This is a genomic window from Pseudomonas amygdali (assembly GCF_002699855.1).
Lineage (GTDB): Bacteria > Pseudomonadota > Gammaproteobacteria > Pseudomonadales > Pseudomonadaceae > Aquipseudomonas > Aquipseudomonas amygdali.
In genome coordinates this window covers 1-26,389 of record NZ_LKBW01000300.1, presented here as the reverse complement: position 1 = coordinate 26,389, position 26,389 = coordinate 1, and the positions used below count along the sequence as shown (strand labels likewise).

The window sequence follows — 26,389 nt, the reverse complement described above, 5'->3', positions numbered from 1 at the left end:
TTTGGTCGGCATACATGCACCTCTAGCTACATGTTATGCCCGAACACAAAATTTCTGACAGTCTCGGTGTGCTATCTGGTTGATGAGTATACCGACCTACCTCTCTGCGTCTGCTGCAGCGTAGATGCTACTGACGCCAATTGAAGTGCCGAACAGATCATTCATTACCCATTCGGCACTCTTTCAGGCTTTGTCGTCACTCAGCCAGTCAATCAGAGTAATCAGCCCAGGTCATTGACCAGTTGGCCGATCACTTCACCTACCTTGGCCAGGTCCGGCGCAGCCAGGCGATGTTCGTCGGCATACGAATACGCCACGCTGAACAGACCTGCTGTACGTGGGGAGTAAGACGGAGCGTCTTTCTCGAAAACACGATTGGTTGCTTCGGCGGTCAGGGAGCTGGAACTGATGACCAAACGTTCTTCCGGGTTATTTACGCCGTTGATGTAAACGTTGTCTGGATTGATCGACCATTCGGCCAGTTCACTGACCAGAAACGCACGAATTTTTTCTTCGATTGTGGCGTTTTTAGCGGCAAATGCAGCAGGGTTTACTGGAGTATTCATGATTTAACTTCCTTGTTAAGTTCATGTGTCGCATGTTCGATGGAAGCGGACTTCACATGAACGGGTTGTTTGAGGCTCTATTGAGCCTCAGTTGACAGGGCCTTGTGCGGTAAATATATATAGCGAGTGATTTTTATCAGATAGTCCGGGCCGTATTGCGCGGCCCGGTGATATTTCGGGGTTCAGCCTCGTGCCTGCGTCACCGGCAATGCATCCGCCCCGCGTTCGCGCACCCAGAACAATGTCGCACCGGCCACTGCGGCGGGCATCATCAGCAGGTTGACCACCGGGATCAGCAAGGCGACGTAGACAATGCCGCCGAAGCTCAGGCTTTGCCAGCGCTTGCTTTTCAGCCAGCCTAGCATTTCGTTCCAGCCCAGTTTGTGGTTGTCGGCGGGGTAGTCAATGTACTGGATCGCCATCATCCAGACGCCGAACAACAGCCACAGCGGAGCGGCGATGATGTTGGCCACAGGGATGAACGACAGAATGAACAGCCCGAGCATGCGCGGCAGCATATAGCCCAGCTTGCGGGCTTCGCGGGCCAGGGTACGTGGCACCATGGCCACCAGTTCGGCCCAGCTGAAATCCGGTGAATCGTCCACGCTACGAACCACGGCTTCGACTTTTTCGGAGAGAAACCCATTAAACGGCGCGGCGATGATGTTGGCGACCACGGTGAAGGTGAAAAACACCATCAGCAGGACCAGCACCACGAACAGCGGCCAGAGGATATAGCTGAGAAAGCTCAGCCAGTGAGGGAGCGTAGGCATGAAGGTGTAGACCCACAGCTCGAACTGGTGCACCGCCAGATAGATCAGGCCGCAGAACAACACCACATTGATGCTCAAGGGCAGCAGGACGAACAATCGCAAACCAGGACTGAGGACCAGTTTCAGTCCCTCTCTGAGGTATTGCGGGCCGGTAAGGGCGGGCGCGGGCATGGCAGTCTCCAGGTGCTTGAAAGGCGTGACCTTACCGGCTTTGTGATAGCCATGAAAGAGTTGATGGCTGTCGGCGCTCAGCACCATTCCCCGAGCCCTGAACGCGCTTGCCGGGGCCGGATGTTCGCGCGAGTACACTGCTGTCGGTCAGTCACCCTATAGAAGTGACCTATGGGGTGGATTGTGAAACGATATTTCCTTAACCTTGCTACCCCGATAGGCTTGGCACCAATTTCAGGACCTGTCTCAGGAGTCAGAACTTTCAGGATCCGCCGAGTGAATGGCACTTCCCCAAGTGTTTCGGCGGTCCTTTTTTATCCAGCTGTTTCGATTGCGGCTTGAACAGTCGGTCGACAGGAGTGTGTCATGTCAGACGTACGTCATTCCCGAGTGATCATTCTCGGTTCCGGCCCTGCCGGTTACAGCGCTGCGGTTTACGCCGCCCGCGCCAACCTCAAGCCTCTGCTGATCACCGGCATGCAGGCTGGTGGTCAGTTGACCACCACCACTGAAGTCGACAACTGGCCGGGCGACCCCCATGGCCTGACCGGTCCGGCGCTGATGGAGCGTATGCGTGAGCATGCCGAGCGTTTCGAGACTGAAATCGTCTTTGACCACATCAACTCCGTTGATCTGGCCGGCAAGCCGTTCAGCCTTCAGGGCGATAGCGCAACCTACACCTGCGATGCACTGATCATCGCCACCGGTGCCAGCGCCCGTTACCTGGGCCTGCCTTCGGAAGAAGCGTTCATGGGCAAGGGGGTTTCTGCCTGCGCCACATGCGATGGTTTCTTCTATCGCAACCGTGAAGTCGCGGTAGTCGGTGGCGGTAACACGGCGGTGGAAGAAGCGCTGTATCTGGCCAACATCGCCAGCAAGGTGACTCTGGTTCACCGTCGCGAAACCTTTCGCGCCGAGAAGATCCTGATCGACAAGCTGCACGCACGTGTCGCCGAAGGCAAGATCGAGCTCAAGCTCAATGCCACGCTGGACGAGGTATTGGGTGACAACATGGGCGTGACCGGTGCGCGCCTGAAGAACAATGACGGGACCAGTGACGAGCTGAAAGTCGACGGCGTATTCATCGCCATCGGCCACACGCCGAACACCTCGCTGTTCGAAGGGCAACTGGCTCTGAAAGATGGCTACATGGTTGTGCACGGTGGCCGTGAAGGCAATGCGACTGCTACCAGCGTTGAAGGTGTATTCGCGGCCGGTGATGTGGCTGACCACGTATACCGTCAGGCCATCACCTCGGCTGGTGCAGGCTGCATGGCGGCACTGGACGTCGAGCGTTATCTGGACGGTCTGGCAAACGCCACGTTCTGATTGGCGTCCCTCCAGGCCTCTGCAACCAGGTTCTCGTGCCAATGCGTTGGCACGAGAACCTGTCAGCTCAAGCCTTGCGCTTGAGCGGCTCGCCTTCGAATTTCACACCTGCCAGCCCATACTCGATCAGCGCACGGATATTGCCGTGGTCGCTGCCTTCAGGTGTGGCTTGCACCGAGCGGTAGTGCTCGCCAAATGCCAACAGTGCCTCTTCATCGCTCAAACCTTCCAGCAATGCCAGGCCTAGCGTCTTGCAAGACCCTTCGTTTTGCCCGGCAGCATTGTCGACGGCGCCGTTTCTGAACGGCCGAGGCTGATAATCGTAACTTTCTGCGATAAAGGCCAGGGTATCAGCGAACACATGCTCGCCGCTGCGCAGGCTGGTGCGCAGGGAGTTCAGATCAGTCATGTTTGGGTTCCTTGGCGAACGCCGCCTGTTGTTCGGCGTTTGCTTCTTTCTGGTATTGAGCTTTCCACTCGCTGTACGGCATGCCGTAAACCACCTCGCGAGCATCATCGAGGCTGATGTCGATGTGCTTTTCATCGGCGGCGGCCTTGTACCACTTGGACAGGCAGTTACGGCAGAAACCGGACAGGTTCATCAGGTCGATGTTCTGGACATCCTTGCGGCTGTCCAGATGCGCGACCAGGCGACGGAATGCTGCAGCTTCGAGTTCGAGGCGTTCTTGCTCGGTCATGACGGGCTCTTTTCAATAGACGGTTCGCGTCATGATAAGAGTTTCAGCGTTGACCGGCGAGCGTGATCGATACCGATTCGGCAAAGCGCAGCGCATGCGGCTTGTCGACTTCCACTTCTGCGTAGGTCACGGCCTTGTGGCTCATCACCAGGTCCAGCACTTCCTGTGTCAGTCTTTCCAGCAGAGCGAAGCGGTTACCCTCGACATGCTGAATGATGGCCTTGGTGATGGTGCGATAGTTGAGAGCATGCTCGATGTCGTTGTCGCGAACGGCTTCCTGTGCGGCGTAGAGAATAGTCAGATTGATCAGCACATCCTGCTTGTTGACGATTTCGTCTTCGTTGATACCGATATATGTGCGCAGGCGCAGGTCCTTGACCCGGATGCGCGCGGTGCCAGGTTCGAGTCTTGCCATTATTGTCTGCTCCGTCCGATCAATTGCAGAAACTCCATGCGGGTGGTGCTCGAGTCACGGAAGGCCCCCAGCATCACTGAAGTGTTCATGGTCGAATTCTGTTTTTCGACACCGTGCATCATCATGCACATGTGCTTTGCCTCGATGACCACGGCTACACCTGCCGCCCCCGTGACTTGCTGAATGGCATCGGCAATCTGCTTGGTCAGATTTTCCTGAATCTGCAGGCGGCGGGCAAACATGTCCACAATGCGCGCGATCTTCGACAGGCCCAGCACTTTGCCGGTAGGGATATAAGCCACATGCGCCTTGCCTATGAATGGCAACAGGTGGTGCTCGCAGAGTGAATACAGCTCGATATTCTGGACAATGACCATCTCATCATTGTCGGATGCGAACAGGGCGCCATTGACGATTTCGTCGACGCTCTGGGTGTAGCCGTGACACAGATACTGCATCGCTTTGGAAGCGCGTTTCGGGGTGTCCAGAAGGCCTTCGCGGTCTGGATCTTCACCAAGGCCGAGCAGAATGTCTCGATAGTGCTGGCGCAGGGACGAACTCATCAGAATGTTCCTCGGGGCGGCTTACTTGACGTGCCGTCCGCCGTTTACGGTCAGTGTTGTGCCGGTGACATAGGTGCTGTCCAGAAGGTAACGCAGGCTCTGGTAGATCACTTCTGCACCAGGCTCTATGCCCAGAGCCGATTTGGCCAGGGCGTTGGCGCGGTAGGCCGCATCGTCCTTGGGTTGAAACATCAACAGCGCCGGTGCTATGCCGTTGACTTTGACAAGAGGGGCGAACCGGGCAGCGAAGGACAGCGTCAGGCTTTCCAGGCCGGCCTTGGTTGCACAGTACGCGATGTGCTTGCTGCTGCCCTTGCGGGTCACGTCATCGCTGATATGCACTATGTCAGCGACTTCACTGGCGGTCAGCAACGGCTCACAGTGCAGATTGATCAGGTAGGGTGCCAGCATATGTACGCTGAACATACGCGTGAAGTTATCCGCTTCCTCGCCCGGGGTTTCTGCCAGCCACTCGGATGCATTGTGTACAACGGCACGCAGGCTTGAAGTCTGGTTTTTCAGTAGATCGATGAACGCCATGATCCCGGTTTCGCACGAAAAATCGCCGTAGAGGGCCACCGCTCCGGCCTGGCGCAGTTCCGTCACGCTTGCGTGTTCAGTGCGATAACTGATGATAACCCGATGCCCATGCTCAAGCAGTCGCAAGGCGCAATGCAGGCCTACGCGCTGGCTGGCTCCGGTGATCAGAATCGGTGCAGAAGATAATGTCATCGACAGCTCACGTATCGGTTATCCACAGTTGACGGGGATTGTACGGTCGATTGCTTCTTCCGGTTTACAGGAAAAGTTATACCAGAGAATTTTTTTGTACAACCCTGGGCATCATGAAACTCGCCGAGGCAGTGCTCGAAGGCGCTGAGCACGTGGAGGCTGAGGGAACGAGCGGGGCTGGGACGCGACCAAGACCTGTACCGAGGTGTAAAGGTGTACAGGTCTTTATGAGTCTAGCGAGGGGAAGGTGATTGCGTCGGGCGTGCCGGTGCAGGCGTGCTTTGCAGCCAAGGGGCAAGCAGGCGCGTGGACAGGGGAATGAACAGGTAGACCATCAGCGGGGTAAGCACCGCTGTACTGATCATGATGCGCGGCAACAGGTCCAGATGATTGAGCAGCGGGCCAAGCAGGAAATTGAAGATCAGTGACACGGGAAAAAACGCCAGCCAGATCGCGACAGCCTGTTTCCAGCGTGGCGGGCGCTGATCGATTGCGCCGAACCAGCCATCAATACCACTGACGCGATGTTCCGAGGGTTGCGCGAAAAGACCGCTGCCGCGCACCAGCCAGGAGCGTCGAGAGGCGGAATGCTCCCAGGCGTGCATGGTGTGCTCATCGGTAAAGCGGAAAATGATCTGAAATTCATCATCGCCAGGCGGAGGCGCCAGCACCCCGGAACCCAGATACCCCGGGAAATCCGTGGCCAACTGTTCGCCTTCGTGCAGCCAGGCCATCATTTCATGGTAACGACCCTGTGCCACGCGGCGGGCGACCATCAAGGTGACGGGTGAGGTAGACATTGTGTATCTCCGGTAGAGGCGTGAGATTCCCGGGTAGGGAGGTCACATGCCGCGATCCGGGGTGGTGGGTCGCGACAGCTTCACTTGAAAAGCAAGCAAGGATTATTCCTGAAACGCTGACGGACCGGTAGAGCTTTGCGGTGTTGGCTGATTACTTGTGCAGGGAAGGGTGCTTGCGGCGATGCTCTTGGAGGATGTACTGACGCAAGCGCTCGGCGTCGTCCTTGCCATGCTTGCTGAAGTGATAGGCACCGAAACTGTGTTCGGTCATTCGCTCCAGCTTGCCGCGCATTGGAATAGGGGCCTGACCTGGCGGGTTGAACCAGGCGGAAAAGTTTCTCGGCAGCTTGCCTTCCTTGCGGTACTCAAGCAGCACCCCCTTGAACGACAGCTCGTGAACCCAGAGCGCCGTCAATGCACCCTTTTCGGTCTCAAGCGGGATTGGCTCTTCAAGCACGAGCCGCCAGGGGCGAATCTTCGGGCCTTCCTCGAAAATACTCGGTGCGCCCAGTTCCAGATGCAGCGCATGGAATTCGTCCTCGACCAGATGCAGAGGGAAATTCATCTGCTGGTTTTCGAACTGCGCATGGATCGTGACCTGCTCGTGAGCAGCCAGACGTGTCAGCAGATCCTGAATCTGAACCCCGCCATTGACCAGAAGGCTACGCGTGCTGTCGCGCACGTTCAGCTTCGGATTGCGCTGCATGCTCTGGATAAAATCCAGTTCAGCCTGTGTGAGGAGAGAATCAGGTTGCATTGGCGGAAAGCTCGGTCTGACCGGTTATTGAGAACAAAGACCATTGATTCCGCAAGTTGTTCGGACCGCTCATCATATTTTTCCATTTTAATATTTCAACTTGGCTGTGCTTTTTCCGTGCCGGCCAAAGGCAAAAGGGTCCGTAGAAAATTCAGATGGCATTCTAGGGCATAATGTTTCACTTTTTTTCAGCTGCTGCAGGAATAGCCATGAAAGTTGCCATCGTGTGTGGAACGGTTTACGGATCGGCCGAAGAAGTTGCCAGACACGCCTCTGCACTGTTGCGTGCCGCTGGTCACGAAACACTCGTCAACCCTAGGCTCGCGTTGCCTGATGTGCTGGCTTTCGAGCCTCAGGCCATCCTTGCGGTGACGTCGACCACCGGGATGGGTGAGCTGCCCGACAACCTCATGCCTCTCTATTCAGAGCTTCGTGATCTTTTGCCTGGCCAACTGCGTGGCTTGCCGGGTGGTGTGATCGCATTGGGTGATGCCAGCTACGGCGACACCTTCTGTGCCGGCGGCGAGCAGATGCGTGAATTGTTCGCTGAACTGGGTGTGAATGAAGTGCAGGACATGCTGCGTCTGGACGGAAGTGAAAGCGTAACCCCGGAAACCGACGCCGAGCCTTGGCTGGCAGCGTTCATCAAACACCTGGGCTGAAATCATCCCGCTGCTTTATTGAGCATGATTCAGCACTGCGCGTGTTGATTGTGACTGGCAGGTGCCTGGACGACACTCATCGCAACGTTTCCTTTGATCCTGGAGCCTGCGATGAGTGAGTCGGTGCGTTTTGAAGATAAAGTCGTCATTGTGACTGGCGCAGGAGGCGGGCTGGGAAGGGCTCATGCGCTGTTGTTTGCAAAGCACGGCGCGCGGGTAGTGGTCAACGACCTGGGTGGCTCTACCCATGGCGAAGGGGCCAGTGCTTCTGCTGCCGATCGCGTTGTGGCCGAGATTCGTGAAGCCGGTGGCACCGCTGTGGCCAACCATGACTCGGTGACCGACGGCGGGCGCATAGTGCAACACGCGCTCGATGCCTTCGGTCGCATAGATGTGCTGGTCAACAACGCTGGCATCCTGCGCGACAAGACCTTCGCCAAAATGGAGGACGCCGACTGGGGTCTGGTTTACCGCGTCCATGTCGAGGGCGCCTATAAGGTCACACATGCCGCCTGGCCATACCTGCGTGAGCAGAACTACGGGCGGGTGATTTTCACTTCATCGACATCCGGCATCTATGGCAATTTCGGCCAATCCAATTACGCAACCGCCAAGCTCGGGCTTTACGGACTGACTCGCACCCTCGCGCTGGAAGGCCGCAAGCACCGGATTTTCGTCAACGCCATAGCCCCGACCGGGGGCACGCGCATGACCGAGGGGCTTATTCCTGCCAACGTATTCGAGCTGCTCAAACCTGAACTGATCAGCCCGTTGGTGGTGTATCTGGGCAGCGAACAGTGTCAGGACAGTGGCGATCTGTTTGAAGTGGGCGGCGGCTGGATCGGCAAGGTCCGTTGGGAGCGCAGTCAGGGAGCATGCTTCGACCCACAGGCGGGCTTCAGCCCGGAGGACGTTGCTGCACAATGGCAGACGATTGCTGATTTCGATCAAGCCGCGCACCCCGCCGACAATATCGAGGCGTTGAAAGAAATGATGGCCAATCTGCAAAAATACGCTAATTAAGCAGGTTCTGAGATATGCGGCGGCTTTGGAAAAGAAGTCTCTGTTTGGTGCACGACTTTATAACTGGTTAATTATTTATCGGAATTTTTACCGTGTTCTGTAAGAACTGTCTTTTGGCTTTGTAGGTTTGGTATGGATTTCTGTACAACTATTCATTAAGCAGCTTTTACTCCGATATGAAGTTTGAACACATTCATATAGGGAGTATCACGTGGGAAGAACAATGTGGGGTGACCTGCCACCGGTCACTGTTGCTGCGCCGCCTGAAAGACTCAAGCTCAAGAAGGCCGCAGCGCAGGTCAGTCAGGTGTTGCAGGAGGTCGGTGAGAATGCCGTTGCGCTCAACTCGCTGGCGATGGAAAAACGCAAGATGAAGCCACTGTTCAAGGGTTTCAACCCCGAACAGATTACGCCCAAGGATCTCAACAGGGCAGGAATGATCTTGTACAAGTTCGGGATGATCGACAATCATACGGCCGAACTCATGAGTCGAGCGGGCGATGAGTTCGACAAGAAAGGCAAGCTGGTCGACCCGAGCAAGGAAATCAATGCGCTGGAGTTCTTTGCCAATCGGATCATTGAAATGAAAGAAAAGGCAATGAGCGGAGACCCGTACGCCAAAGTGTTATTGCCTGATTACGTTCGAACGATTCATATCATGCAGAATCTTCAAACGTTTGCCGAGTCTGGCGACAGTCACGAGATGCGCAAGATCAAGGATATGGAAAACAAGGGGCTGGTCAAAAAAACACCAAACGCCAAAGCGTGAGGGTGTCTTGATACTAAAACGTCCGGCAATAAAAAAGGCCGCTGCATGGATAGCCACGCAGCGGCCAAACAAAACGCAGGATCAAGGGAGCTTGCAAATCCACGTCGATTTAACGGGCGCAGGTTACCTGCCATCCCTGTTCTGAAAAATCCCCGTACAGGATATGCAGCATTACCCGACAGGTAACAATTCGCGGGGAGTGTGCCAGTGGCTCAATGAACGCTGTGGTTCGCTGGCAACCGACTCAGGCGCTCGGCAAGCTCGATTCGTTGCAGTGGGTCTTCGCTGAGCAACAGCGCGCGTTCCAGGTCGAAACGTTCGGCCTGCGGGCATTCAAGGAGTTGATACAGGCTGGCACGGGCCAGGTGATCTCCGCTGGTTGCCTGACCCAGCTCGACGATGCGGTCGGCATCTTTGAGCGCAGCGAGAAAATCATCGTTGATCTGATGCAGATGCCGCAGGTTACGCGATAATCGCTGCAGCATGCTGGTGGGTGTGGCGCGTGTCATGTGTTCGGCGCGCAATTGCATGGTCGGGCCGAATTGCCGGATCAACAGCTCGCGGCAGTCTCTGGGGTAAAGCCTGCGCCCGCTGCAGGGGTCGAGCAAATGATCGGCACCTGGCACACGCAGCAGAAAGTGGCCTGGAAAGTTCACGCCCTCCAGCGCAATCTCCAGCCGCCGTGCTATCTCCAGCGCGATCAGTGCCAGCCCCAATGGCTGGCCGCGACGCTGCTGCACAACCTTGTGCAGCAGCGCCGAGTCGGGTTTGGGCGGGTTCCAGTCATCTTGCTGAAAACCCAGTGCATTGAGTTGTCGCAAAAGCAGTTGCGCGAGTTCGGGGGCAGGCAGGACCGGCAGCGCAGCGTCGATCTGGCGCTGTAACTGGTCCATGTCACTGATCACCGCATGCCGGGCAAAGTGTGCGTCATGCTCGCTCGACACCCATAGCGCTGCTTCAAACACCGAGGGCGGTGTCTGTTGCAGGCAGGCCAGGCAATGCTGACGTGGAGTCATCGACCGCTCCGTGCAACTGAAAATCCAGTAGGAAGACTCTTTGTAGCCCCGCGCGGGAATTTCGTCCAGCGCCAGTTGTTTCTACTTGTTCAGGGCTTTTATCAAGTCGGGCGTCACATAGTGCGGACCGTCGAACAGGTACAGCGGATAGCCATCGAAAGCCGCTATTTGCGGTTTCAGTTCGGCAGCCGTCGCCGGTCGGAAACCTCCACCCACTTGCGGGCGAAACGCTTCGACGATGATTCTGAGGCGATTTTTGCCCAGCCGTTTACGTAACGCGTCTGCGTAGGTTCGGGCAACCGGAGCGGTGCGCGCATAGACACCCACACCGTCCTGAAAGAACACGCCGATATCGTCCGGCAGCCAGGTTTTCAGCCAGTCCGCAGTGGCGGCGGGGCCGATGTTGGCACCATCGTAGACGCTGATCCATAACGGCCTGGGCAGCTTCGCCAGCAGCGCGGGTAATTCCTTGGCACGACTCCAGCTGGGGTCGACCTCGGCCGGGAAATACCAGCCAGTGACATTAAGCGGCGTTTTCACTTTGGCCAGCTGTGCCGAAAGCACCGCCAACTGTTCGATATTGTCCCGTGAGCGGTTTTCGCTGAAGTACCCCGCCAGCCCGAGAATCATCTCCTGCGCCCAAGGCTCCTTGGCGATCCGCGCCCAGTCCTGCAGCACCGGCACGTTGGTCATCTGAGTACCTGGTATGAACGACTGGTCATCGACCGCCGTCCACTGCACGAGCAATTGCCGTGCGCCGAGTTTGTCCCAGTTGCCGCTTATGCCCACCGTTGCGTTATCCGGTTGCCAGACGATGCCGACTATTCCCGGCCCGCTGGGCTGTATCAGTTGATACAGCTCGCTGGAGGCGAGGGTCAGCGCACCTACCAGGGCGGCTGCCAGCGAGGTCTTGATCAATATTGTCTGTCGTAGCAGTGCGGCCAAAGCCTTCAAACATTACTCCCTGATGGATGACTCGCGATTGTCACCACGAGAATGTCATACGTGCGAACACGCCTTCTGCGCGGTCGTCGCCAAAGACTTTCTCGCGGTACTGCACCGAGAAGTCGACATACGACTGTGGCGCCTTGTACGTGTCCTCGCGAAACCAGTAGCGTACGCCGGTACCAACACCCAGCCCGCCAGCGTTACCGGATGACGTACTGCTGCGGCCCAGGCTGTCGACTTCGCTACGCATCTTTGAATCGTAGTCCACTGCGGCGACCACATGTGGAAACACCACCAGCCTGGGGCTGATGCTGTCCAGACGAAAGCTGCGTCCGACCTGCCATTCACTGTTGAAATAGTTGCGCTTGTCCTGCAAATAACGCCCACCTTCCGCATACAGCTGCGAGGTCCACCAACTGGGCACGTCGACACGCAAGTCAGTGCCGATGCTGGAGCCGTAGCCCAGACGTACCAGCCAGTCGCCATCGGCGTTGGAATTACCCAACGGAAAGGTGCGCTCAAAGGCACCGATGACGTTGACTGAGCTGAACGGCTTGACCCTGATCCCCAGCGCTCCCTGCAATGCATCCGCGCCGGTGTCGGAGTCGCCGTCCTTGCTCCACAACGTGTCGGTCACGCGCCCGTAAAGTTCGACGAAGCGTGCATTGCGGTAGCCCAATGGGCGCCAGAACACTTCGGTGCTGTTCTGCACACTTTCAGTGTTGCTGCTCGGTGCGCTGTTCAGGCCGCTGCCGCTGCTGGTGCTGGCACCGCGATACGTCGTGGTGTTGGTCAAACCCCATTCACGGGACAGGTCGGAGACGGCGCGTCGGGTATCGAACACCTGTTGCGCCGGCATCTGCAAATCACCGGCCTTTTGATAATCGAGCACGCGTTTGAAGTAGGCGATGGCCTGTGCATCGTCCGGTGTACGCATGGCGCTGTAGGCTGCGTCCTGAACTTCACGCGGCTTGAGTCCGGAGCTGCGGTCGACCCGTTTGAACTCGTCCAGCGCGCCACGATCGTCGCCCGCCTGGCTGAGGAAATAGGCAATCTGCACTTCATCGCCGGGTTGCAGTTCGCCCGCATCGCGAGCTTTCTGCAGACGTTGCAGTGCCTCACTCGGCTGGCCCATCGCTGCGTACAAGGAAGCTTGCTCGCGCAGGGGCAGATTACCCACGGCGAGTGCCTGAGCGAAGTCCTGACGCGCACCGTCCTGATCGCCCAGGCGTTGACGCATTTGTCCGCGTTGGACGAGCAGGGTGGCGTCGTTGCCATTGAGCGCCAGTGCTTCGGTAGCCGCAGAGCGCGCTTCGGCATATTGCCCCTGGGCAATCAGGGCGCTGACCAGCAGCTTTCGGTAAGCCATCTGTTTCGGAAAACTGCGAACAGCCTCCCGCGCCTCGCTGACAGCGGTGTCGTTATCTCCGCGTGCCAGTGCCTTATAACCCGAGGCTGCCTTATCGACTGCTGCCTGTTCCTGAATCGCTTGCCGACGACGAGTCAAAACCGGCTGCGGGCCGACTGCCTGCTCTGCATCGTTGATGGCCAGCTGTGCTTCGTCCAGACGCTGCTGACGTTGCAGCGCCTCGATCAGCATCATGCGGTAATCAAGATTTTTCGGTGCCTGTGCGATGGCCTTGCGCGCATGGTTTGCCGAGCCGTCGTAGTCGCGATTGGCATACGCACGCAGCGCCTGATTGCCCTCCAGATAGCCCGGTTTTGGGCGAGCCTTGGGGAAGCGCTGAGGGTGATCTCGTCGGTATTTGTCGCGTTCGGCCAGGGCAATCAGATCGCGCAACTGATCGGCATCCGCACGCTGACGCAACGCTTCGCGCGCCTTGGCGATGGCCAGGTCGTAGTCCTTGCGGTTGTAGGCCATGTAGGCTTCGTTGGCGATGGCATAGGCGGGTCCGGTCAACGGCAGGGGCAGTGTTTCCGCCTGGCTGAGCGGTGCAACAAGACCCAGGCCGCTCACCAGCAGCGACAGGATGAAGGGGCGCTTCATAGTGGCTGCTCCGTTTGATCGTCAGATCGGTAATGGTTGTGCTGACGTGCCACAGCCTGTTCGATGGTTTCTCTGGACAGCACGCCGATGTCGACCAGGTAATCGCCCATCCGGCCATGCACATGCGGGCGTTAGCCGAGCATGGCTTTCTGGAACACTTCGCGGTCCAGCAGGCCTTGCTCGATCAGCAGATCGCCGAGCAGTGGCGCTCTGGCTGGAAGCGGCTGACCCTCGACCACCTGAAGCTGACGCAATTGCGCGACGATGTCGCTTTCACGGGCAATCAACTGCACCGGCTCGGCACCCAGTTGCTCGGTAATCTGTTGCAGACCGTCAGGCGGCAGCGGGCTGGCCACGGCAATTTCCTGGCGACCCAGCGCATTCATTTGCAACGGCACGACACGCCAGCGCAGGCAGAACTCATCGGCCAGCACATCGTTTGTCGCACGTTTGCCGGCAATGTCGAATACCCGTGGCAGGTCGTTCTGAAAAGCGATGGCCTCAGCCAGGGTTTCATCGTCGAGCCAGCCGTGGCTAAGCAAAATCCTGCCCAGCGGCAGCTGACGGGTCTGTTGTTCAGCCAGTGCGGTCTGCAGTTTTTCGTCGTTGATGGCCTGCCATGAGATCAGCACGCTGCTCAGACGACGTGGCGCGACGGCGACCAGATCGGTAGACGGAAAGTCATGCATGGTCTTGTCCCAGACCAGCTTGCGGTTGAGCACTTTGCCCACCAGAAACATGCGCCAGGCGCGTGCCGCAGCCATGAAGTTGACGAAGTTGCCCACCACCATGCGCGGTATGGACAACAAGCCATGCTGCCAGCCGTACAGAACAGTGGTGAAGTAGCAGCGGTGCAGAATTCGCCACAGCAATGCGATGCCGTTGGCCACCAGCAGGTACTGAATGAGGCCACTGGTTTCAAACGGTGTCGGAAAACTGGTGTTCCACAGGCCGCTGGAGCGCAGAACTATCAACGCCAGCAACTGAATCAGAATCGCATAAGCCAGGATACTGACGAACGAAGTCACTACGCCCTTGCGGTCCCGAAACAGCAGGTAACGGTTGGCCAGCGACCCGGTCCAGCCCATTTGCTCCCAGCCCTGCAGGCCGATGCCCAGAGTCCAGCGTGCTTTCTGGCGAAAGGCGGTACGGAAGGTGTCCGGGAAAAACTCACGCACACACAGCGGCATTTCCAGCATCGACTCATACGGCTTGCGGAACCACGATTTGCGCAACACCCGAAATTGCACAGGGAAGCGCACAAAGATCGCCTGCATGCCGTATTTCGCCAGCCGAGCGCCTACATCGTAGTCTTCGGTCAGGCTTTCGGTATTGAAGGGCTGGTTCTGGTTTTCATCGGCCAGCACCATCAGTGCACGTCGCGAGAAACAGGTGCCGACGCCCGCCGAAGGCACGGTGTCAGTCATGCTTTCGCGTACCACCAGATCCTTGCCGTGCCATTCGGCAAACTCGTCCATGTAGGTGCCGGCCACCCATTCGTACCAGTTGCGTTCCAGCGACACGACCGGTAACTGGATCATGTCCTTGCGTGGCAGCAGGTAATTGAACAGGCGCAGTTCAAGCGGGTGCAGTACATCTTCGCTGTCGTGCAGGATGGTCCCGGCAAACTGTACAGCGTGGGTTTTCTCATACAGAAAAATCGCCTGTATGACCCAGTTCAGGCAGTCGGCCTTGCAGGTCGGGCCGGCGTGCGGCACCTCCACGCGGTCCAATTGCTTGTAACGACGACGCATGCGCTCCACTTCATCGATGGTGCGCTGGTCGTTGATGTAGGTGCCGACGAACACTACGTAGTTCTGGTAATCGAGCGTCGACACCATGTTTTCGATCATCGGCGCGATGACGTCGTATTCCAGCCAGGCCGGGACCATGATCGCCAGCGGCTGCTCGTCGCGGGCAATCAACTGCTCGGCAGTCAGTGGCCGGTAGCGACGTTCGGCGGTGAACTTGCGGTACAGCCGCCTGGCCCAGTACCAGATATCGATGAACAGGTCATCGATACTCGATACCAGGATAATCAGCCCGACAACGATCGTCGCGACTTCCAGCACGCTGTAGTAATGGGCCAGCCAGTAAGGCCAATAGAGCGACGTCATTGCGGCGGCCCGTTACGAGCGATTGCGACGGGCGCTACGGCCAGCCAGCAACAGGATGAGAAAGAGTACGATGCCAGCCGGAATCAGCCACAGCAGCGATGGTTTTCGCCAGGCGTCGAGGCCAGTGCTTTGCTCGTCCTCGATCATCTGGCTGCCGGTCGGGTCCTTGGCGTCAAAGGTGGCGATCGGGCCGTTGTCAGCCAGCAGCGGGCGCTCGAAAACCGGGGCCTGACCACCAAGCGTGCGATAGACCATACCGTGCTGGCCGCCCGCGTCGATCACTTGCAGCGAGGCCAGGTGGTTGAGGGATTTGAGGTCGAGCAGCGTCTGCTCTTTGTGATTGATCAGCAGATGCCCGTCGTTGCTGGCCTTGACCGACTCGGCGCCATCCCTGACTGGCAGTTCGAACGCCAGAAACGCTTTGGCGGGCGTCACGGCTACGCTGGCGTCATCGCTGACGCTGAGTTGCGCACGCAACGGCGAGACACCGGAAGCGCTGGCGACGCGGATCACTTGCGGCAGGCTGCTGGCCGGGCGCTCGAGATAGGCCTTGGGCACCATTATCTGGGTGTCCGTAGCGAAGCGTGCCGCCATGCCCGAGAAGTTTTCGTCGGGAGTGATCTTGTCCAGCACTACATGGCTGGTCGGCAATACCGAGATCGGGAACGCCTGCGGCGTCTCCAGGCACTGGTTGCTGACCGGCTGACGCTGGAACGAGACGCGCAAGGTGTTCTGCGCTGCCAGTGCATATTGCGGAATTCTTGCTTCGATGCGCTCTTTCTTGCCATCGGCAGTCAGTTGCATCGCACCAATCAGGTAGTCATTGAGAAACAGCGTCGCAACCGGTGGCGTTCCGGATGCACCGGGGGCCGCAGCGACATCAATCATCGCAGTTACCGGTACGCGCCCGTCATAGGCCACGCTGCCCAGCGGGAACGAGGCGCTCCAATCGGTTTTAGCCAGCACATCCACCGTGCCGGGCTTGCCGCCCAGGCGCGTCAGCGCAACGCGACCGTCTTCGCTGAGCGGCATCGCGGCTTCTTCACCGATGGTCAACTGGCGATTGCGCGCCAGTTTGTTCCACGCTGAACTGAACAGGCCGATGGCCTTGTTCGCCGACTCCGGCTTGATCATCAGCAGCGCGCGATTGCCCAGCAGGGCCAGACTCACGTCCTCGGTGCTATTGGCGAGCGGTTGCTTGATATGACGTTCGCGCCACTGGCCCAGTGCGCTGGCCGCCGAAGCATCCAGACCCTGCACCTGCGCCTGGAGAGCGTCCATGGCGTCGTCGATTGCCTTGAGCAGTTGCGGATCGCTGATCGCCAGGTCGGCCTGCAACGCAGGTGTCTGGCCAAGCATCAACAATGCACCGATTTCCGCCGGGTCGCGCAGGGTGTATTGGCCCTTGCCTTCGAGCCCTGCAAACGCCGGAATCTGCTTGAGTTCTGCCGGAATATTCAGGCCGCTCAGGTCCACGCTGTCCTGCACGGCAGGAAACGGCAGGATGCGTGCCTGTTTACCGATGCGTTCCAGCGCTACGCCCAGACGCCAGGCGGCGTCGTAGCTGGCGCTCGACAAGGTGCCGGGTGCGACCAACAGGCCAGGTTTGCCGGGCAGCGCGTTCCACGCTGCACCCACATCCTGCAACTGGCTGGCGTCATAGCCGTAAGTCAGGCGCGTGTGCGGATCGATGCGCAGCACATTGCCGATGGCGCGTTCGTCTTCGCAGAGCACTTTCGAGATCACAGAGGACCAGGCAATGCCCAGGCGCACCGAGCCGCTTTCCCGGGCTGCCTTGTCGACGCCCAGTACGGCGCTGGCATTACCCTGTTCTTCGTTGAGGCCCAGCGCGCGCACCGGATAACCGTCCAGCGACAGTAGCAGTGTGTTGCGGCCTGCTTCGCCATTCAGATAGCTGGCGTCAAAATTCAGCGTCGCATCCGTCAGCGGCACATTGGCGGGCACTGGCAGGTAAAGTTCACGGCGCGCATCAGTGGCATTGAGAATGATCGGGCGATCAATGCCCAGTTCCCTCAGCTCGATCACACGCTCCTGACGACTGTCGGCAGTGATTCGGTTGATCGCCTGGGTCAACGGGCTTTCGGCAGCCAGGGCAAACGCTGGCATCAGAGCCAGCAGGCTCATCCCGCAGGCAAGGACGTTCAGCGTGCCCATGTTTACGGCAACGGAAGATTTCATTGTGCAGATCTCGGTAAAGGCTCAAGGCCATTGGGTCTTGATACAGGCTGCCGGTCTGCTACAACGTTTTTCGGGCACTCGGTCTGAACCGGGTGCCCGTATAGTCTGCGGACTGCTTCCTGCGGATATGTTTGGTGTTCTTTTGCGCTACCTGCGCGTGTTCTCGCTAACCTGCCATCGAGCGCATCTGGTTATGCTGGTGCTGAGGCTGAGGCTGGATAAGCGTGTCGAGCTGCACATCGACCGGGTCGGTGCGATAACGCGGCAGCTCGGCGACAAATTCATCCACCGGACGACCCATCAGGGCATCGACGATGCGCGCACTGGCCTTGCCGTCGCCGTAAGGGTTGGCGGCATGGGAGGCTCTCTGCCACAGGGCGTCGTCATCAAACAGGGCGTTCACGCCGCGAATGATCGCGTCGGTCTCGGTGCCCACCAAGCGTACGGTACCCGCTGCGACTGCCTCGGGACGCTCGGTGACATCGCGCATGACCAGAACCGGCTTGCCCAGCGACGGCGCTTCTTCCTGCACGCCGCCGGAGTCGGTAAGGATGACGTGGGCGCGTTGCATAAGGCGCACGAACGACAGGTAATCCAGAGGCTTGATCAGGTGCACGTTCGGCAAATCGCCCAAGTGCTCGGTGACCGGCCCCAGTACGTTGGGGTTCAAATGCACCGGGTAGACGATTTGTATGTCGTCGCGTCGGGCCAGTTCGCCCAGCGCCTTGCAGATGTTCAGGAAGCCGTCGCCAAAATTCTCGCGCCGATGCCCGGTCACCACCAACACCCTGCGTTCAGGTACCAGGAAGGAAAACTGGCGATCCAGTGCGTGACGCAGCTGGCGGTTGCTGTCGATCCGCTGAGCGGTCAGGTGCAGGGCGTCGATCACTGTATTACCGGTCACGAACGAGATACCTTGCAGGCGCTCGCCCAGCACGTTGCGGCGCGACTCGGCCGTCGGTGCAAACAGATGATCGGAAATCAGATCGATGCAGCGGCGGTTCATCTCTTCAGGCCATGGCTGACGGATGTCACCGGTGCGCAAACCGGCTTCGACGTGGCCGATGGGGATGCGGCGATGAAAGGCCGACATGGCCGCCACCATTGCTGAGGTTGTGTCGCCATGAACCAGCACCCTGTCCGGTTTCATCTCGTCCAGAATCGGATCGATAGCCGCGTAAAGCGCCGCGGTCATGGAGTTCAGCGTCTGATCGGGGCGCATCACATCAAGGCTGTAATCGGCTTTGAGCTCAAACATGTCCAGCACCTGTTGCAGCATGCTCTGATGCTGTCCGGTGATGCAGACTCTCGAATCGATACCCGGCTCTGCGGCCAGTGCTCTGACCAACGGAGCCATCTTGATGGCCTCTGGGCGAGTGCCGAATATGGAAAGGACCTTCATCCTGGGTTGCTGACCAGCCATTATTTCCTCCCGCGCTTTGAGCGCGCCGCGCAATAGCAAAGCCAGGCTGAGAGCAGCGTGGCCAGCTGGCGAGTTAATGAATTTCTCGGGCGGGGAAGATCGGAGTGCATAGCTCGATATTCACTTCAATGTGATGTAGCAATGTGCCTTGTTACCCGGAATTGTCGGGATTATTAGCAGAACAAAATAATAAAGCAAAATGTTTTATCAACTATTTTTCAAAGAAATAGTTTTCAGGAACTTTGGTTTTTCAGGATGGTCAGTTCAGGGTTATAACTTTTGAAAAATCTGTTTTGCCCAATGAATACGGGGGGGTTGCGGGCGCATGATAGAGTCGGTCAGGCTGTTTTCAAAGGTCGTTAATGTGCTGAAAGTCGCCATGATGGCAAAAAGTTCCAACAAAAATAGGCGTGCTGTGGCGTGCATCACTACAGCAGAATACTGACGCCTGATTAATGACAGGAAAAGCGAAGGGGTTCACAAAAATGGCGCTGATATAATGACAGTGTGGAACTTTGCTTTTGTATCGAGTTTGATGCGCTGCAGGTGAACGAGATGTTAAGGAATAGCTTACATACCGCTAAAGTTAGGTGAGCTGCACTATTGAGTTGTAGCAGCAATGCGGGCAGTTGCCCAGTTATTAAATGAGAATGATTAGCGAACCCCTCCGGATGAGGGGTTGCAGTGCAGAACGCAATCAGTCTTCTGACTCGGCAGGCTCCGACAGCTCACTGAGTGCAGTCGCGTTGTTTTTGAAGGCGGCGGCAAAGACGGCGCGATTTTTCGCCATGTAGATACTCGCATCCTCTGCATGCTTCTCCGAGATGCCCGGCACGTTCTTGATCAGGACGTCGGTGAGAAGCTCGGCCAGCTCAAGCATTTGATCGTGCGCATCGGCGAGTTTACGGTCCACGAAAGTAGTCTCCAGATCGCGGGTGCTGCGGTAAAGGGTTTCAACAGCCATTTTGGCCTCGTCGTGTTATCCAGTGTTGAAAGGGGCTAGACCCGGACGTTCAGCGCTTCACGCTCTGACCAGCGGGTATGCAAAAGCAGTGATCCTGCAAGACCAGCATGCCGGTCAGGTGTAGCGGGGCGCTGCATGCATATCCAAATGAGGGTCTGCATGAAGGCCGCTCTCCGACGCATCGGCGTTGAAGGTGATTTCTTGATTACTGTGTTTTTATACAGTAAAAAGGCTGCACCAATCAACCCCTCTCTGAATAGTGGCGTTTAAGCATCTTTTTTGCGCCGCAAATGTGCCTTGCGACAACCCGTCGCGCTCTCAACCATAGCCTATGGCCCTGTTCCTGCTTTAAAAAGCAGGCCACAAAGGTGTCACGAGTACCCGGCGTCATCCGGTCGGCATAAACGAAGGTTCAGAGGTAGAGCGTCATGGGAAACAAATGGGCAGTAAAGATAAGACACCGCGTGCATGGCCAGGCCGAGTCACTGGGTAATCTCTGCGTCGAGAGCTTTCACTTTCTGGCGCTGTTCGCGATTGGCGCGATCACTGCCTGGGCGTCAGTGGTTGCGTTCCTGGGCATGGTCGAGAAAGGCAACGTCACGGTCGATGACATCCTGCTGCTGTTCATCTACCTGGAACTGGGGGCGATGACCGGGATTTATTTCAAGACCAACCACATGCCCGTGCGCTTCCTGATCTACGTTGCGATCACTGCACTGACCCGCCTGCTGATTTCCGACGTGTCCCACCACAACCCGCCGGACATCGGCATCATCTACCTGTGTGGCGGCATTCTGCTGCTGGCGTTTGCAATTCTGGTGGTGCGCTACGCGTCTTACAAATACCCGTCGGCGAAGATTCCCGATTCGTCCAGCGCGGTCAAAGGCGCGGTGACGGAGGAGAAGGGCGAGATCTGATCGAGACACTCGCGGCATCGGTGATCGATGCCGCCAGCGTGTTGCATGGAAGTCGCTTGTCAGTTAAGCCACACACCGGCATGCCAGTGCCAGCCGTCTCCGGCGCTTTCCCAGTGCGGATGCACGTAGTGGTAGCCAGGTCGTTCCGCCTCCCAGTGACCATGAACCGGCACGAAACGCTGCCCGTTCCAGTGCCAGTAACCGCGCGCCCAGATGTAGCCGCGACGAGGCGCTGGTTCTACTTCGATTACCCGCTCAGGGGGTGGTTGCGGGGCGATGACTTCTTCGACGTATTCATGATGTACGTGTGGTCGCTCATGGACTACCCGCTCTTCGACACAGCCTGACGCTATCGCAAGTGATGCGATCAATACCCCATACCTCAAGAACATGTTGCCTCCTCGGAATCATCCGCAGGTGCAGTGGCGCTGAACGCAGTGCCCAGTCGCTCGAATGTTTCTGCGCAAGAGTTGTTGTATCAGGATGTATCTGTACTTTTGCTGAAGAGTCGGGAGGGAGATTGATGGCGAATTGCCCGATTTTTCAGTCGTTGCAAGCTGCTTCAAGGGGCGTGTCGAGTATTGGATTTTTTTTGAAATTGGCGACCAAGCGACCGCGATATACGCTGCTGAAGATACTCAGTGAATGTATCTGATAAAAACGGCATCAATGAATTCCATACCGATTCAGCGCCATCTAAGGCACTGAACCGGAAGAAGAGACCCCCGTCAAACCCCGGCATTCACCGCAGCCTGACTCTGCGACCACAGACCATTGGCCGGACCGAGTGTCTTTTTCAGCGTGGCACCGTCGGTCATCGCTGCAAGAATCTTGGTCGCGCTTTCGCCACGCTCGATGGCGATGCCGAATTGCACGCTTTCTATAAGCTTGCGCAGGCGTTGCGGGTCATTGCGTTGCGCTGCGCTGATCAGACGCTTGGCAACGACTCCGCATTCGTTGGACAGGGTCAGCATGATGCTGCCGTCCAGCCCTTGAATGCTCAGATTGACTCGATAGTCGGGGTGAAAAGTATCCGTGATCATCTGAAAAGGATTGTCCATATCATTCACCTGCTAAATGGTCTGCATAAGTTGACCGGGTAATAGTCCTTTTGGTTCTCGGCGACTGATCAGCGGTTGCGTTACTCCTTCGCTTGCTGCTGACAGGTTTGCTGTCGTCTTTCGCGTTGATGAGAGGTGTCGTTTAAGACGCTTTAACGCACCCACGGCGTGAGTCCGCGCCTGGAGGTGGCCGTCCTGATGGCCAGCCTCGTGGCGCGTACTACAGGACACTGCATGGTTCGGGCCATATTGCAGGGGAGATGCGCGAGAGGTCGCTGAACGGGAGCCCATTGCAGTTGCTTCACGGCTTACTCTGCTGCAATGCGAACCGGTCGATCCGGCCGGCAAACGTGCTCTCGAAAAGGGGAGGAGAACACTTCCCGGATATGGCCTGCTCCTTTCGCGACTGCAGTTTGCGTACGACTTTTTCGAGTGATTGTCTGACACTCCGACAACCGAATTCTGGCGTCAGAGATTCGTAAAGACGGGTCGAAACCGTACTCGCCTGCTGTCCAGGTCCTGACGTTGACCGTCTTGCTGCAGAGCGGCGGGATGAGTGTTGAACGCTTGTCGGCATGAAGGGCTGAGCCGACTGCTCATGTAGGCGAGCGGCTTGATTTTTTGCTCGCCGATGGCTGTCAGATGCAGCGCTCGGGCTGCCCGGTGCTGAATGTTAAATTCGATGGACGGCAGCCGGCGATCGAGATGGCTGCTAGGCGAGCGATGGTGCAAGGTGGCCAAAGCTGTGCAGCGAGCATTTGTGGTGCGCATTGATTGGGGCACAACCGTGTGTAGGGCACGCTGGTCGACAGATTGTCGTAGTACGTGGAGCGCTGCGCTTGCCCACTCATGGGGAACAATGCATGGCAAGCAAAAAGGGCGAACCGCTGCCGGTTCGCCCTTTTTTTGCAAAACGTGTCAGTGGAACATCAGGTCAGACGAGCGGCTTCTTTCTCCTGCTCTTTTTCCAGAAATTCTTCTTCGAGCAGCGCGTCCGGGCTGACCGGATCTTCATCCTGTTCGGCGATAATCGGTGCGGCACCTCGTTTGCCGCGCAGCTTGCCAAACAGATGCTCGAGGGCGTGATCGAGTTTTACAGCAGCGCCATCCACAGCCTGATCTACCGTATCGGCCTTGTGGGAAACAGAAATAGGTTGGTGTCCTTTGGGGCGAGCTTCCATCTGGCACTTGACGTCGTGCGGGCCAGGCTTGTCGCCGTTTTCGTCGCGGATGTGGACTTCCACGCGGGGCAGGTTTTCATCGTAGTGTTCGAGCGTGCTTTCAACGGTGGTACGAACCCACTCCTCCAGTCGGATACTGCTTTCGATGTGATTATCGCTATTGACCTGGATTTGCATAGTTAATCCTTATTAGGGCTTGCTCGTGCGAGGCTGGACTACGTGATTCCTTGCGGAATCGATTTCGTTTGCGCTCATTCACAGTGTTGGCGGCAATGGCCTGACAATTCAACCCCAATATGTAAGAAATATTTCGCAGCAAAAAATGGCCGCCCTGATTCAAGGCTGAGAATCAGGAGCGGACGCAGAGCGTCCAGAACGGCATCCCCACGCAGAGCGTGAGGAACGAGAGGTATCCGGGAGAACACTTCTCTCACGCTCTGGCGTCCTGGAACTAGAATGCGACTGACGTCTGTACGTACACCGTGCGCGGTTCGCCGACGTATTTGCCACGGTTGTTGTCGTCGAACGAGCGGGTGTAGTACTGGCGGTTGAAGATGTTCTTCATCCCGACCGCTACGTTGAGGTCCGACAATTGCGGGCCGAAATCGTAGTTGGCGCGGGTGCTGAACAGCATGTACCCAGGGATCTTGCCAGTGCTGCCATCGGCGCTCTCAGCCGCTGTGTTGGCGTTGTCGGCGAACTGGTCGCTCTGGAAAGAGCTGTCAAAATTCAGCTTCCACGGCCCTTCTGTGTAGCTGACGCCCATCGTTCCTTTGTGTTTTGACGAGAACGGCACACGGTTGCCTTTGTTCGGGCCGTCTTCACGGATTGTCGCGTCAACGAAAGCGTAGCTCGCGTAGACATCGTAACCGGCCAATACCGGGCTCAGGCCTTCCAGCGCATAGTTGACGCTGGTCTCGATACCCTGATGACGAGTCTCGCCGCGTGCAATCACGGTGTCGTTGGTCTGATTGCTGTCGTACTGGTTATCGAAGTTGATCAGGAATGCACCGATCTCGGCTCGCAGGTTGCCGTTGTCATAGCGCGTGCCGAGCTCCCAGGTGCGGGCTTTTTCCGGTTTGACTTCATCGCCGGTAACGCGGTTAGGCATCTGGCTGTACTGCACGCTGCCGAACGAGCCTTCGGTGTTGGCGTACAGGTTCCAGGTGTCGGTCAGGTGGTAAAGCACATTCAGCGCTGGCAGTGCGGTGCTGTAGTCGCCTTGATAGCGGGCGTTGGTCAGGTTGTTGTTCTGCGCGGTGTCGATCATCTCGTAGCGAACGCCGGGCGTGATGGTCCACTTGCCGGTGTCGATACGGTCATCAATGTAGAACGCATGCGCTTCAGTCGCGCCGCGGGTGTCACGGTCGTTGCGGCTGGCGGTGGTCGGCAGGTTGCCGGTCACCGGTTCGCGATAGCGCAGTTCGTGACCCGCTTCGTTGACGTAGCGGTAGCCGACGCCCACTTCATGCCAGGTCTCGCCCAGTGCAAAGCCTTGCGAGAAGCGCGTTTCCAGACCGCGTACCCAATATTCGCGGGGCGATAGAGAGACGAAGCTGCCCTGATCCAGATAGCCGCTGCGCAGGGTTTTGGTGAAGAACGTGTTGGCGGTGAAGACGCGGGCATCCTCTTCATAGCGGTAGCCGAAGTTGAACATGGTGCGACGGCCCCAGAACTTGTCCTTCAGACGCGTCGACTGGTACGGATCGGCATCGTAATCCCTGACGTTCAGGCCGCCGGGCATCTGCGCTTCGCCATCGTAATACTGCGCCATGGCATTGAGGCTGTTGGCTTCGTCGATCTGGTATTTGCCCTTGAGGATCAAGTCGTCGATCTGGGTATCGCTGTGTTCGCGCCAGTCACCGCCGCGTACGCCGGAATACAGAATCGCGCCGCCCAGACCATTGTCCGCCGTGCCGCCTGCCAGCAGGTTGCCGGTGGTCTTGAAGCCATCGTGGCTGGACGACGGGCTGGTTTCGGTCTGTATGCCGCCTTTGAGGGTGGGTGTGTCAGGGATGGCACGGGTCACGAAATTGACGATACCACCCACGTTCTGCGGGCCGTAACGCACAGCACCACCGCCACGCACCACGTCGACCGCGTCCATGTTGCCCATGCTGATCGGCGCGAAGGACAGCTGCGGTTGACCATAAGGTGCGAACGGCACCGGGATGCCGTCCATCAATACGGTGGAGCGTGACGCCAGACGCGGGTTGAGGCCACGAATGCCGAAGTTAAGCGCCATGTCGTGGCTGCCGATGCCGTTGTTGTCCGGGGCGTTGACGCCCGGGATGCGATTGAGCACTTCACGCGCCGAGGTTGCGCCGACACGCTCGAATTCTTCACGACGGATCACATCACGTGCGCCGGGGTGTTCGAAAACGTTGGTCTGCTGCGCGGCACCCAGCCAGTCGCCGACCACGGTGGACACACCCAGCTCGATAGGCGCGCCAGCAGCATTGACCGGTTGCAGGGTGAAGCCGTTATTGCCGTCGGCCAGGGCCTGCAGCCCCGTCCCTTCGAGCAACGCATTGAGGCCCTGCTCGGGCGTGTACTGACCTTCCAGACCACGGCTCTTCAGACCGCTGGTGATTTGCGAACCGTAGGAAATCAACACGCCGGACTCTCGACCGAACTGGCTCAGCGCAGCTTCAAGCTCGCTTGGCGCAATGTGATACGCCTTGGGTGCCACCTCGGCAGCCTGCGCCATCGACAGACTGCCGACCGAAAGGCTGGCACCGAAAATGACATGGCGCAACGTACGCACCAGCGGTGAAAGTTGAGTAGGGCGGGGTGACATGCAGGAGTCCTTGACCGGAAGGTTGAGAAATGCTTTCCCTGTCTGTCACGCGAGCAACAGAAAACGGCTCACGGTTTTTGAAATTATTTTTCCGGGTTTGATTATCTTACCCGCGCCTCGCGTGGTGATGCGTTTGGCGACGCTCTGCGCCGTGCTGCAGCGTTCACTGCGCATAAAAGCGCTTGTCTATCCCGATGGCACAGACGACGCAAATTGCGACCTTGGTGACGGCTGAGTCCTGGCGCTGATCCGGGGGTAGCCTGGNTGGCCCGTTGCGGCGACCCCCGGATCAGTGACAGGGCGAAGGAACCCGACGAAGTCGGGCCGGAAATAGGAGCGAGGGGCTTTGGTTACTTTGGCCCCTTCAAAGTAACTCGCCGAGGGGCGAAAAGGTGACTTGAGTCGAGCCGAAATCTCACTGAATCGCAGAGTTGTGTGACGCGGAGCGTCACGAACTGCATTACCACGCGGAGTGGTATGCCCCCCGAAGGTTGGAC

25 protein-coding genes and 1 pseudogene are annotated in these 26,389 nt (G+C 57.8%); 6 read left to right on the top strand and 20 right to left on the bottom strand.

Annotated elements, in window-relative coordinates:
* Positions 1–221: 221 nt before the first annotated feature.
* Together AO277_RS23835 and cysZ are read right to left on the bottom strand one after the other, a co-directional pair.
* Positions 222–566: a hypothetical protein gene (locus AO277_RS23835; protein WP_044318944.1), complete on the bottom strand. Its 345-nt coding sequence runs from the start codon at positions 564–566 to the stop codon at positions 222–224.
* A gap of 182 nt (positions 567–748) precedes the next feature.
* Positions 749–1,510 (bottom strand): sulfate transporter CysZ, encoded by a 762-nt coding sequence (gene cysZ / locus AO277_RS23830; RefSeq protein WP_044318958.1) that lies wholly within the window; start codon positions 1,508–1,510, stop codon positions 749–751.
* Between the two features lie 366 nt (positions 1,511–1,876).
* Between cysZ and trxB the strand changes: the two genes are divergently transcribed.
* The gene (gene trxB / locus AO277_RS23825; protein ID WP_004659967.1) at positions 1,877–2,839 is read left to right on the top strand and encodes a thioredoxin-disulfide reductase; all 963 of its coding nucleotides are present in this window, start codon (positions 1,877–1,879) and stop codon (positions 2,837–2,839) included.
* A gap of 67 nt (positions 2,840–2,906) precedes the next feature.
* Here the strand turns inward: trxB and AO277_RS23820 are convergent, their stop codons facing one another.
* The 7 genes from AO277_RS23820 to AO277_RS23790 all read right to left on the bottom strand — a co-directional run bounded on the left by AO277_RS23820 (position 2,907) and on the right by AO277_RS23790 (position 6,804).
* Entirely contained in the window at positions 2,907–3,248 is a 342-nt protein-coding gene (locus AO277_RS23820; RefSeq protein WP_044318945.1) for a HopJ type III effector protein, read from the bottom strand.
* Positions 3,241–3,537, bottom strand: coding sequence for a DUF1244 domain-containing protein (locus tag AO277_RS23815; RefSeq protein ID WP_002552213.1), 297 nt, complete (start codon positions 3,535–3,537; stop codon positions 3,241–3,243). Before AO277_RS23815 ends, AO277_RS23820 begins: the two co-directional genes overlap by 8 nt.
* Before the next feature lie 43 nt (positions 3,538–3,580).
* Positions 3,581–3,952 carry a dihydroneopterin triphosphate 2'-epimerase gene (folX, locus tag AO277_RS23810; RefSeq protein ID WP_002552214.1) on the bottom strand — a complete coding sequence of 124 codons (372 nt, stop codon included), beginning with the start codon at positions 3,950–3,952 and terminating at the stop codon, positions 3,581–3,583.
* Positions 3,952–4,515, bottom strand: a complete 564-nt coding sequence (gene folE, locus AO277_RS23805; protein ID WP_044318946.1) for a GTP cyclohydrolase I FolE — start codon at positions 4,513–4,515, stop codon at positions 3,952–3,954. The genes folX and folE overlap by 1 nt, the downstream gene beginning before the upstream one ends.
* Positions 4,516–4,536: 21 nt before the next feature.
* Entirely contained in the window at positions 4,537–5,247 is a 711-nt protein-coding gene (gene folM / locus AO277_RS23800) for a dihydromonapterin reductase (protein WP_044318947.1), read from the bottom strand.
* 233 nt (positions 5,248–5,480) lie between these two features.
* Entirely contained in the window at positions 5,481–6,047 is a 567-nt protein-coding gene (locus AO277_RS23795; RefSeq protein ID WP_003346204.1) for a putative antibiotic biosynthesis monooxygenase, read from the bottom strand.
* 151 nt (positions 6,048–6,198) lie between these two features.
* Complete coding sequence (locus AO277_RS23790) at positions 6,199–6,804, bottom strand: hypothetical protein (protein ID WP_002552218.1); 606 nt, start codon at positions 6,802–6,804, stop codon at positions 6,199–6,201.
* Between the two features lie 209 nt (positions 6,805–7,013).
* On the opposite strand from AO277_RS23790, the gene AO277_RS23785 reads away from it, so the two are divergent.
* From AO277_RS23785 to AO277_RS23775, 3 genes are all read left to right on the top strand, one after another.
* Positions 7,014–7,466, top strand: a complete 453-nt coding sequence (locus tag AO277_RS23785) for a flavodoxin (RefSeq protein ID WP_002552219.1) — start codon at positions 7,014–7,016, stop codon at positions 7,464–7,466.
* A gap of 111 nt (positions 7,467–7,577) precedes the next feature.
* A complete protein-coding gene (locus tag AO277_RS23780) occupies positions 7,578–8,489 on the top strand; it encodes an SDR family oxidoreductase (protein ID WP_044318948.1) in 912 nt (303 codons plus the stop codon).
* Between the two features lie 223 nt (positions 8,490–8,712).
* Entirely contained in the window at positions 8,713–9,258 is a 546-nt protein-coding gene (locus AO277_RS23775) for a hypothetical protein (protein ID WP_044318949.1), read from the top strand.
* Positions 9,259–9,470: 212 nt separating this feature from the next.
* Here the strand turns inward: AO277_RS23775 and AO277_RS23770 are convergent, their stop codons facing one another.
* The 7 genes and pseudogenes from AO277_RS23770 to AO277_RS23735 form a co-directional block, all read right to left on the bottom strand.
* Positions 9,471–10,274, bottom strand: a complete 804-nt coding sequence (locus tag AO277_RS23770; protein WP_002552221.1) for a SirB1 family protein — start codon at positions 10,272–10,274, stop codon at positions 9,471–9,473.
* A gap of 81 nt (positions 10,275–10,355) precedes the next feature.
* Positions 10,356–11,228 carry an alpha-amylase family protein gene (locus AO277_RS23765; protein WP_044318950.1) on the bottom strand — a complete coding sequence of 291 codons (873 nt, stop codon included), beginning with the start codon at positions 11,226–11,228 and terminating at the stop codon, positions 10,356–10,358.
* Positions 11,229–11,259: 31 nt separating this feature from the next.
* Positions 11,260–13,230, bottom strand: a complete 1,971-nt coding sequence (locus tag AO277_RS23760) for an NfrA family protein (protein ID WP_044318951.1) — start codon at positions 13,228–13,230, stop codon at positions 11,260–11,262.
* Positions 13,227–15,347, bottom strand: a pseudogene (locus AO277_RS23755) (glycosyl transferase family protein). The gene AO277_RS23760 and the pseudogene AO277_RS23755 overlap by 4 nt, the downstream one beginning before the upstream one ends.
* Positions 15,348–15,359: 12 nt before the next feature.
* Complete coding sequence (locus tag AO277_RS23750) at positions 15,360–17,546, bottom strand: cellulose biosynthesis cyclic di-GMP-binding regulatory protein BcsB (RefSeq protein ID WP_044318952.1); 2,187 nt, start codon at positions 17,544–17,546, stop codon at positions 15,360–15,362.
* A gap of 166 nt (positions 17,547–17,712) precedes the next feature.
* On the bottom strand, positions 17,713–18,969 hold the full coding sequence (gene wecB, locus AO277_RS23745; RefSeq protein WP_044318953.1) for a non-hydrolyzing UDP-N-acetylglucosamine 2-epimerase: 1,257 nt from the start codon (positions 18,967–18,969) through the stop codon (positions 17,713–17,715).
* A 697-nt stretch (positions 18,970–19,666) separates the two neighbouring features.
* Entirely contained in the window at positions 19,667–19,933 is a 267-nt protein-coding gene (locus AO277_RS23735; protein WP_002552227.1) for a YebG family protein, read from the bottom strand.
* A gap of 428 nt (positions 19,934–20,361) precedes the next feature.
* Between AO277_RS23735 and AO277_RS23730 the strand changes: the two genes are divergently transcribed.
* Positions 20,362–20,850: a phosphate-starvation-inducible protein PsiE gene (locus AO277_RS23730; RefSeq protein WP_002552228.1), complete on the top strand. Its 489-nt coding sequence runs from the start codon at positions 20,362–20,364 to the stop codon at positions 20,848–20,850.
* A 59-nt stretch (positions 20,851–20,909) separates the two neighbouring features.
* On the opposite strand, the gene AO277_RS23725 is transcribed toward AO277_RS23730, so the two are convergent.
* The 4 genes from AO277_RS23725 to fecA all read right to left on the bottom strand — a co-directional run bounded on the left by AO277_RS23725 (position 20,910) and on the right by fecA (position 25,892).
* Positions 20,910–21,242, bottom strand: coding sequence for a YXWGXW repeat-containing protein (locus tag AO277_RS23725; protein ID WP_044318954.1), 333 nt, complete (start codon positions 21,240–21,242; stop codon positions 20,910–20,912).
* Between the two features lie 336 nt (positions 21,243–21,578).
* Positions 21,579–21,911: a DUF3509 domain-containing protein gene (locus AO277_RS23720; protein ID WP_044318955.1), complete on the bottom strand. Its 333-nt coding sequence runs from the start codon at positions 21,909–21,911 to the stop codon at positions 21,579–21,581.
* Positions 21,912–22,840: 929 nt separating this feature from the next.
* Positions 22,841–23,269 carry an HPF/RaiA family ribosome-associated protein gene (locus AO277_RS23710; protein ID WP_044318956.1) on the bottom strand — a complete coding sequence of 143 codons (429 nt, stop codon included), beginning with the start codon at positions 23,267–23,269 and terminating at the stop codon, positions 22,841–22,843.
* Between the two features lie 274 nt (positions 23,270–23,543).
* The gene (gene fecA / locus AO277_RS23705; protein ID WP_044318957.1) at positions 23,544–25,892 is read right to left on the bottom strand and encodes a TonB-dependent Fe(3+) dicitrate receptor FecA; all 2,349 of its coding nucleotides are present in this window, start codon (positions 25,890–25,892) and stop codon (positions 23,544–23,546) included.
* Here fecA and AO277_RS28635 point away from each other — a divergent pair.
* The gene (locus AO277_RS28635) at positions 25,891–26,127 is read left to right on the top strand and encodes a hypothetical protein (RefSeq protein WP_161795795.1); all 237 of its coding nucleotides are present in this window, start codon (positions 25,891–25,893) and stop codon (positions 26,125–26,127) included. The two genes, fecA and AO277_RS28635, sit on opposite strands and share 2 nt — an antisense overlap.
* Positions 26,128–26,389 lie beyond the last annotated feature (262 nt).

What these genes read in the sequence shown, in the direction of transcription:
- AO277_RS23835 (WP_044318944.1), bottom strand. Translation starts at nt 566, where the DNA reads ATGAATACTCCAGTAAACCCTGCTGCATTTGCCGCTAAAAACGCCACA.
- cysZ (WP_044318958.1), bottom strand. Translation starts at nt 1,510, where the DNA reads ATGCCCGCGCCCGCCCTTACCGGCCCGCAATACCTCAGAGAGGGACTG.
- trxB (WP_004659967.1), top strand. Translation starts at nt 1,877, where the DNA reads ATGTCAGACGTACGTCATTCCCGAGTGATCATTCTCGGTTCCGGCCCT.
- AO277_RS23820 (WP_044318945.1), bottom strand. Translation starts at nt 3,248, where the DNA reads ATGACTGATCTGAACTCCCTGCGCACCAGCCTGCGCAGCGGCGAGCAT.
- AO277_RS23815 (WP_002552213.1), bottom strand. Translation starts at nt 3,537, where the DNA reads ATGACCGAGCAAGAACGCCTCGAACTCGAAGCTGCAGCATTCCGTCGC.
- folX (WP_002552214.1), bottom strand. Translation starts at nt 3,952, where the DNA reads ATGGCAAGACTCGAACCTGGCACCGCGCGCATCCGGGTCAAGGACCTG.
- folE (WP_044318946.1), bottom strand. Translation starts at nt 4,515, where the DNA reads ATGAGTTCGTCCCTGCGCCAGCACTATCGAGACATTCTGCTCGGCCTT.
- folM (WP_044318947.1), bottom strand. Translation starts at nt 5,247, where the DNA reads ATGACATTATCTTCTGCACCGATTCTGATCACCGGAGCCAGCCAGCGC.
- AO277_RS23795 (WP_003346204.1), bottom strand. Translation starts at nt 6,047, where the DNA reads ATGTCTACCTCACCCGTCACCTTGATGGTCGCCCGCCGCGTGGCACAG.
- AO277_RS23790 (WP_002552218.1), bottom strand. Translation starts at nt 6,804, where the DNA reads ATGCAACCTGATTCTCTCCTCACACAGGCTGAACTGGATTTTATCCAG.
- AO277_RS23785 (WP_002552219.1), top strand. Translation starts at nt 7,014, where the DNA reads ATGAAAGTTGCCATCGTGTGTGGAACGGTTTACGGATCGGCCGAAGAA.
- AO277_RS23780 (WP_044318948.1), top strand. Translation starts at nt 7,578, where the DNA reads ATGAGTGAGTCGGTGCGTTTTGAAGATAAAGTCGTCATTGTGACTGGC.
- AO277_RS23775 (WP_044318949.1), top strand. Translation starts at nt 8,713, where the DNA reads ATGTGGGGTGACCTGCCACCGGTCACTGTTGCTGCGCCGCCTGAAAGA.
- AO277_RS23770 (WP_002552221.1), bottom strand. Translation starts at nt 10,274, where the DNA reads ATGACTCCACGTCAGCATTGCCTGGCCTGCCTGCAACAGACACCGCCC.
- AO277_RS23760 (WP_044318951.1), bottom strand. Translation starts at nt 13,230, where the DNA reads ATGAAGCGCCCCTTCATCCTGTCGCTGCTGGTGAGCGGCCTGGGTCTT.
- AO277_RS23750 (WP_044318952.1), bottom strand. Translation starts at nt 17,546, where the DNA reads ATGAAATCTTCCGTTGCCGTAAACATGGGCACGCTGAACGTCCTTGCC.
- wecB (WP_044318953.1), bottom strand. Translation starts at nt 18,969, where the DNA reads ATGGCTGGTCAGCAACCCAGGATGAAGGTCCTTTCCATATTCGGCACT.
- AO277_RS23735 (WP_002552227.1), bottom strand. Translation starts at nt 19,933, where the DNA reads ATGGCTGTTGAAACCCTTTACCGCAGCACCCGCGATCTGGAGACTACT.
- AO277_RS23730 (WP_002552228.1), top strand. Translation starts at nt 20,362, where the DNA reads ATGGGAAACAAATGGGCAGTAAAGATAAGACACCGCGTGCATGGCCAG.
- AO277_RS23725 (WP_044318954.1), bottom strand. Translation starts at nt 21,242, where the DNA reads ATGTTCTTGAGGTATGGGGTATTGATCGCATCACTTGCGATAGCGTCA.
- AO277_RS23720 (WP_044318955.1), bottom strand. Translation starts at nt 21,911, where the DNA reads ATGGACAATCCTTTTCAGATGATCACGGATACTTTTCACCCCGACTAT.
- AO277_RS23710 (WP_044318956.1), bottom strand. Translation starts at nt 23,269, where the DNA reads ATGCAAATCCAGGTCAATAGCGATAATCACATCGAAAGCAGTATCCGA.
- AO277_RS28635 (WP_161795795.1), top strand. Translation starts at nt 25,891, where the DNA reads ATGCAGGAGTCCTTGACCGGAAGGTTGAGAAATGCTTTCCCTGTCTGT.
- fecA (WP_044318957.1), bottom strand. Translation starts at nt 25,892, where the DNA reads ATGTCACCCCGCCCTACTCAACTTTCACCGCTGGTGCGTACGTTGCGC.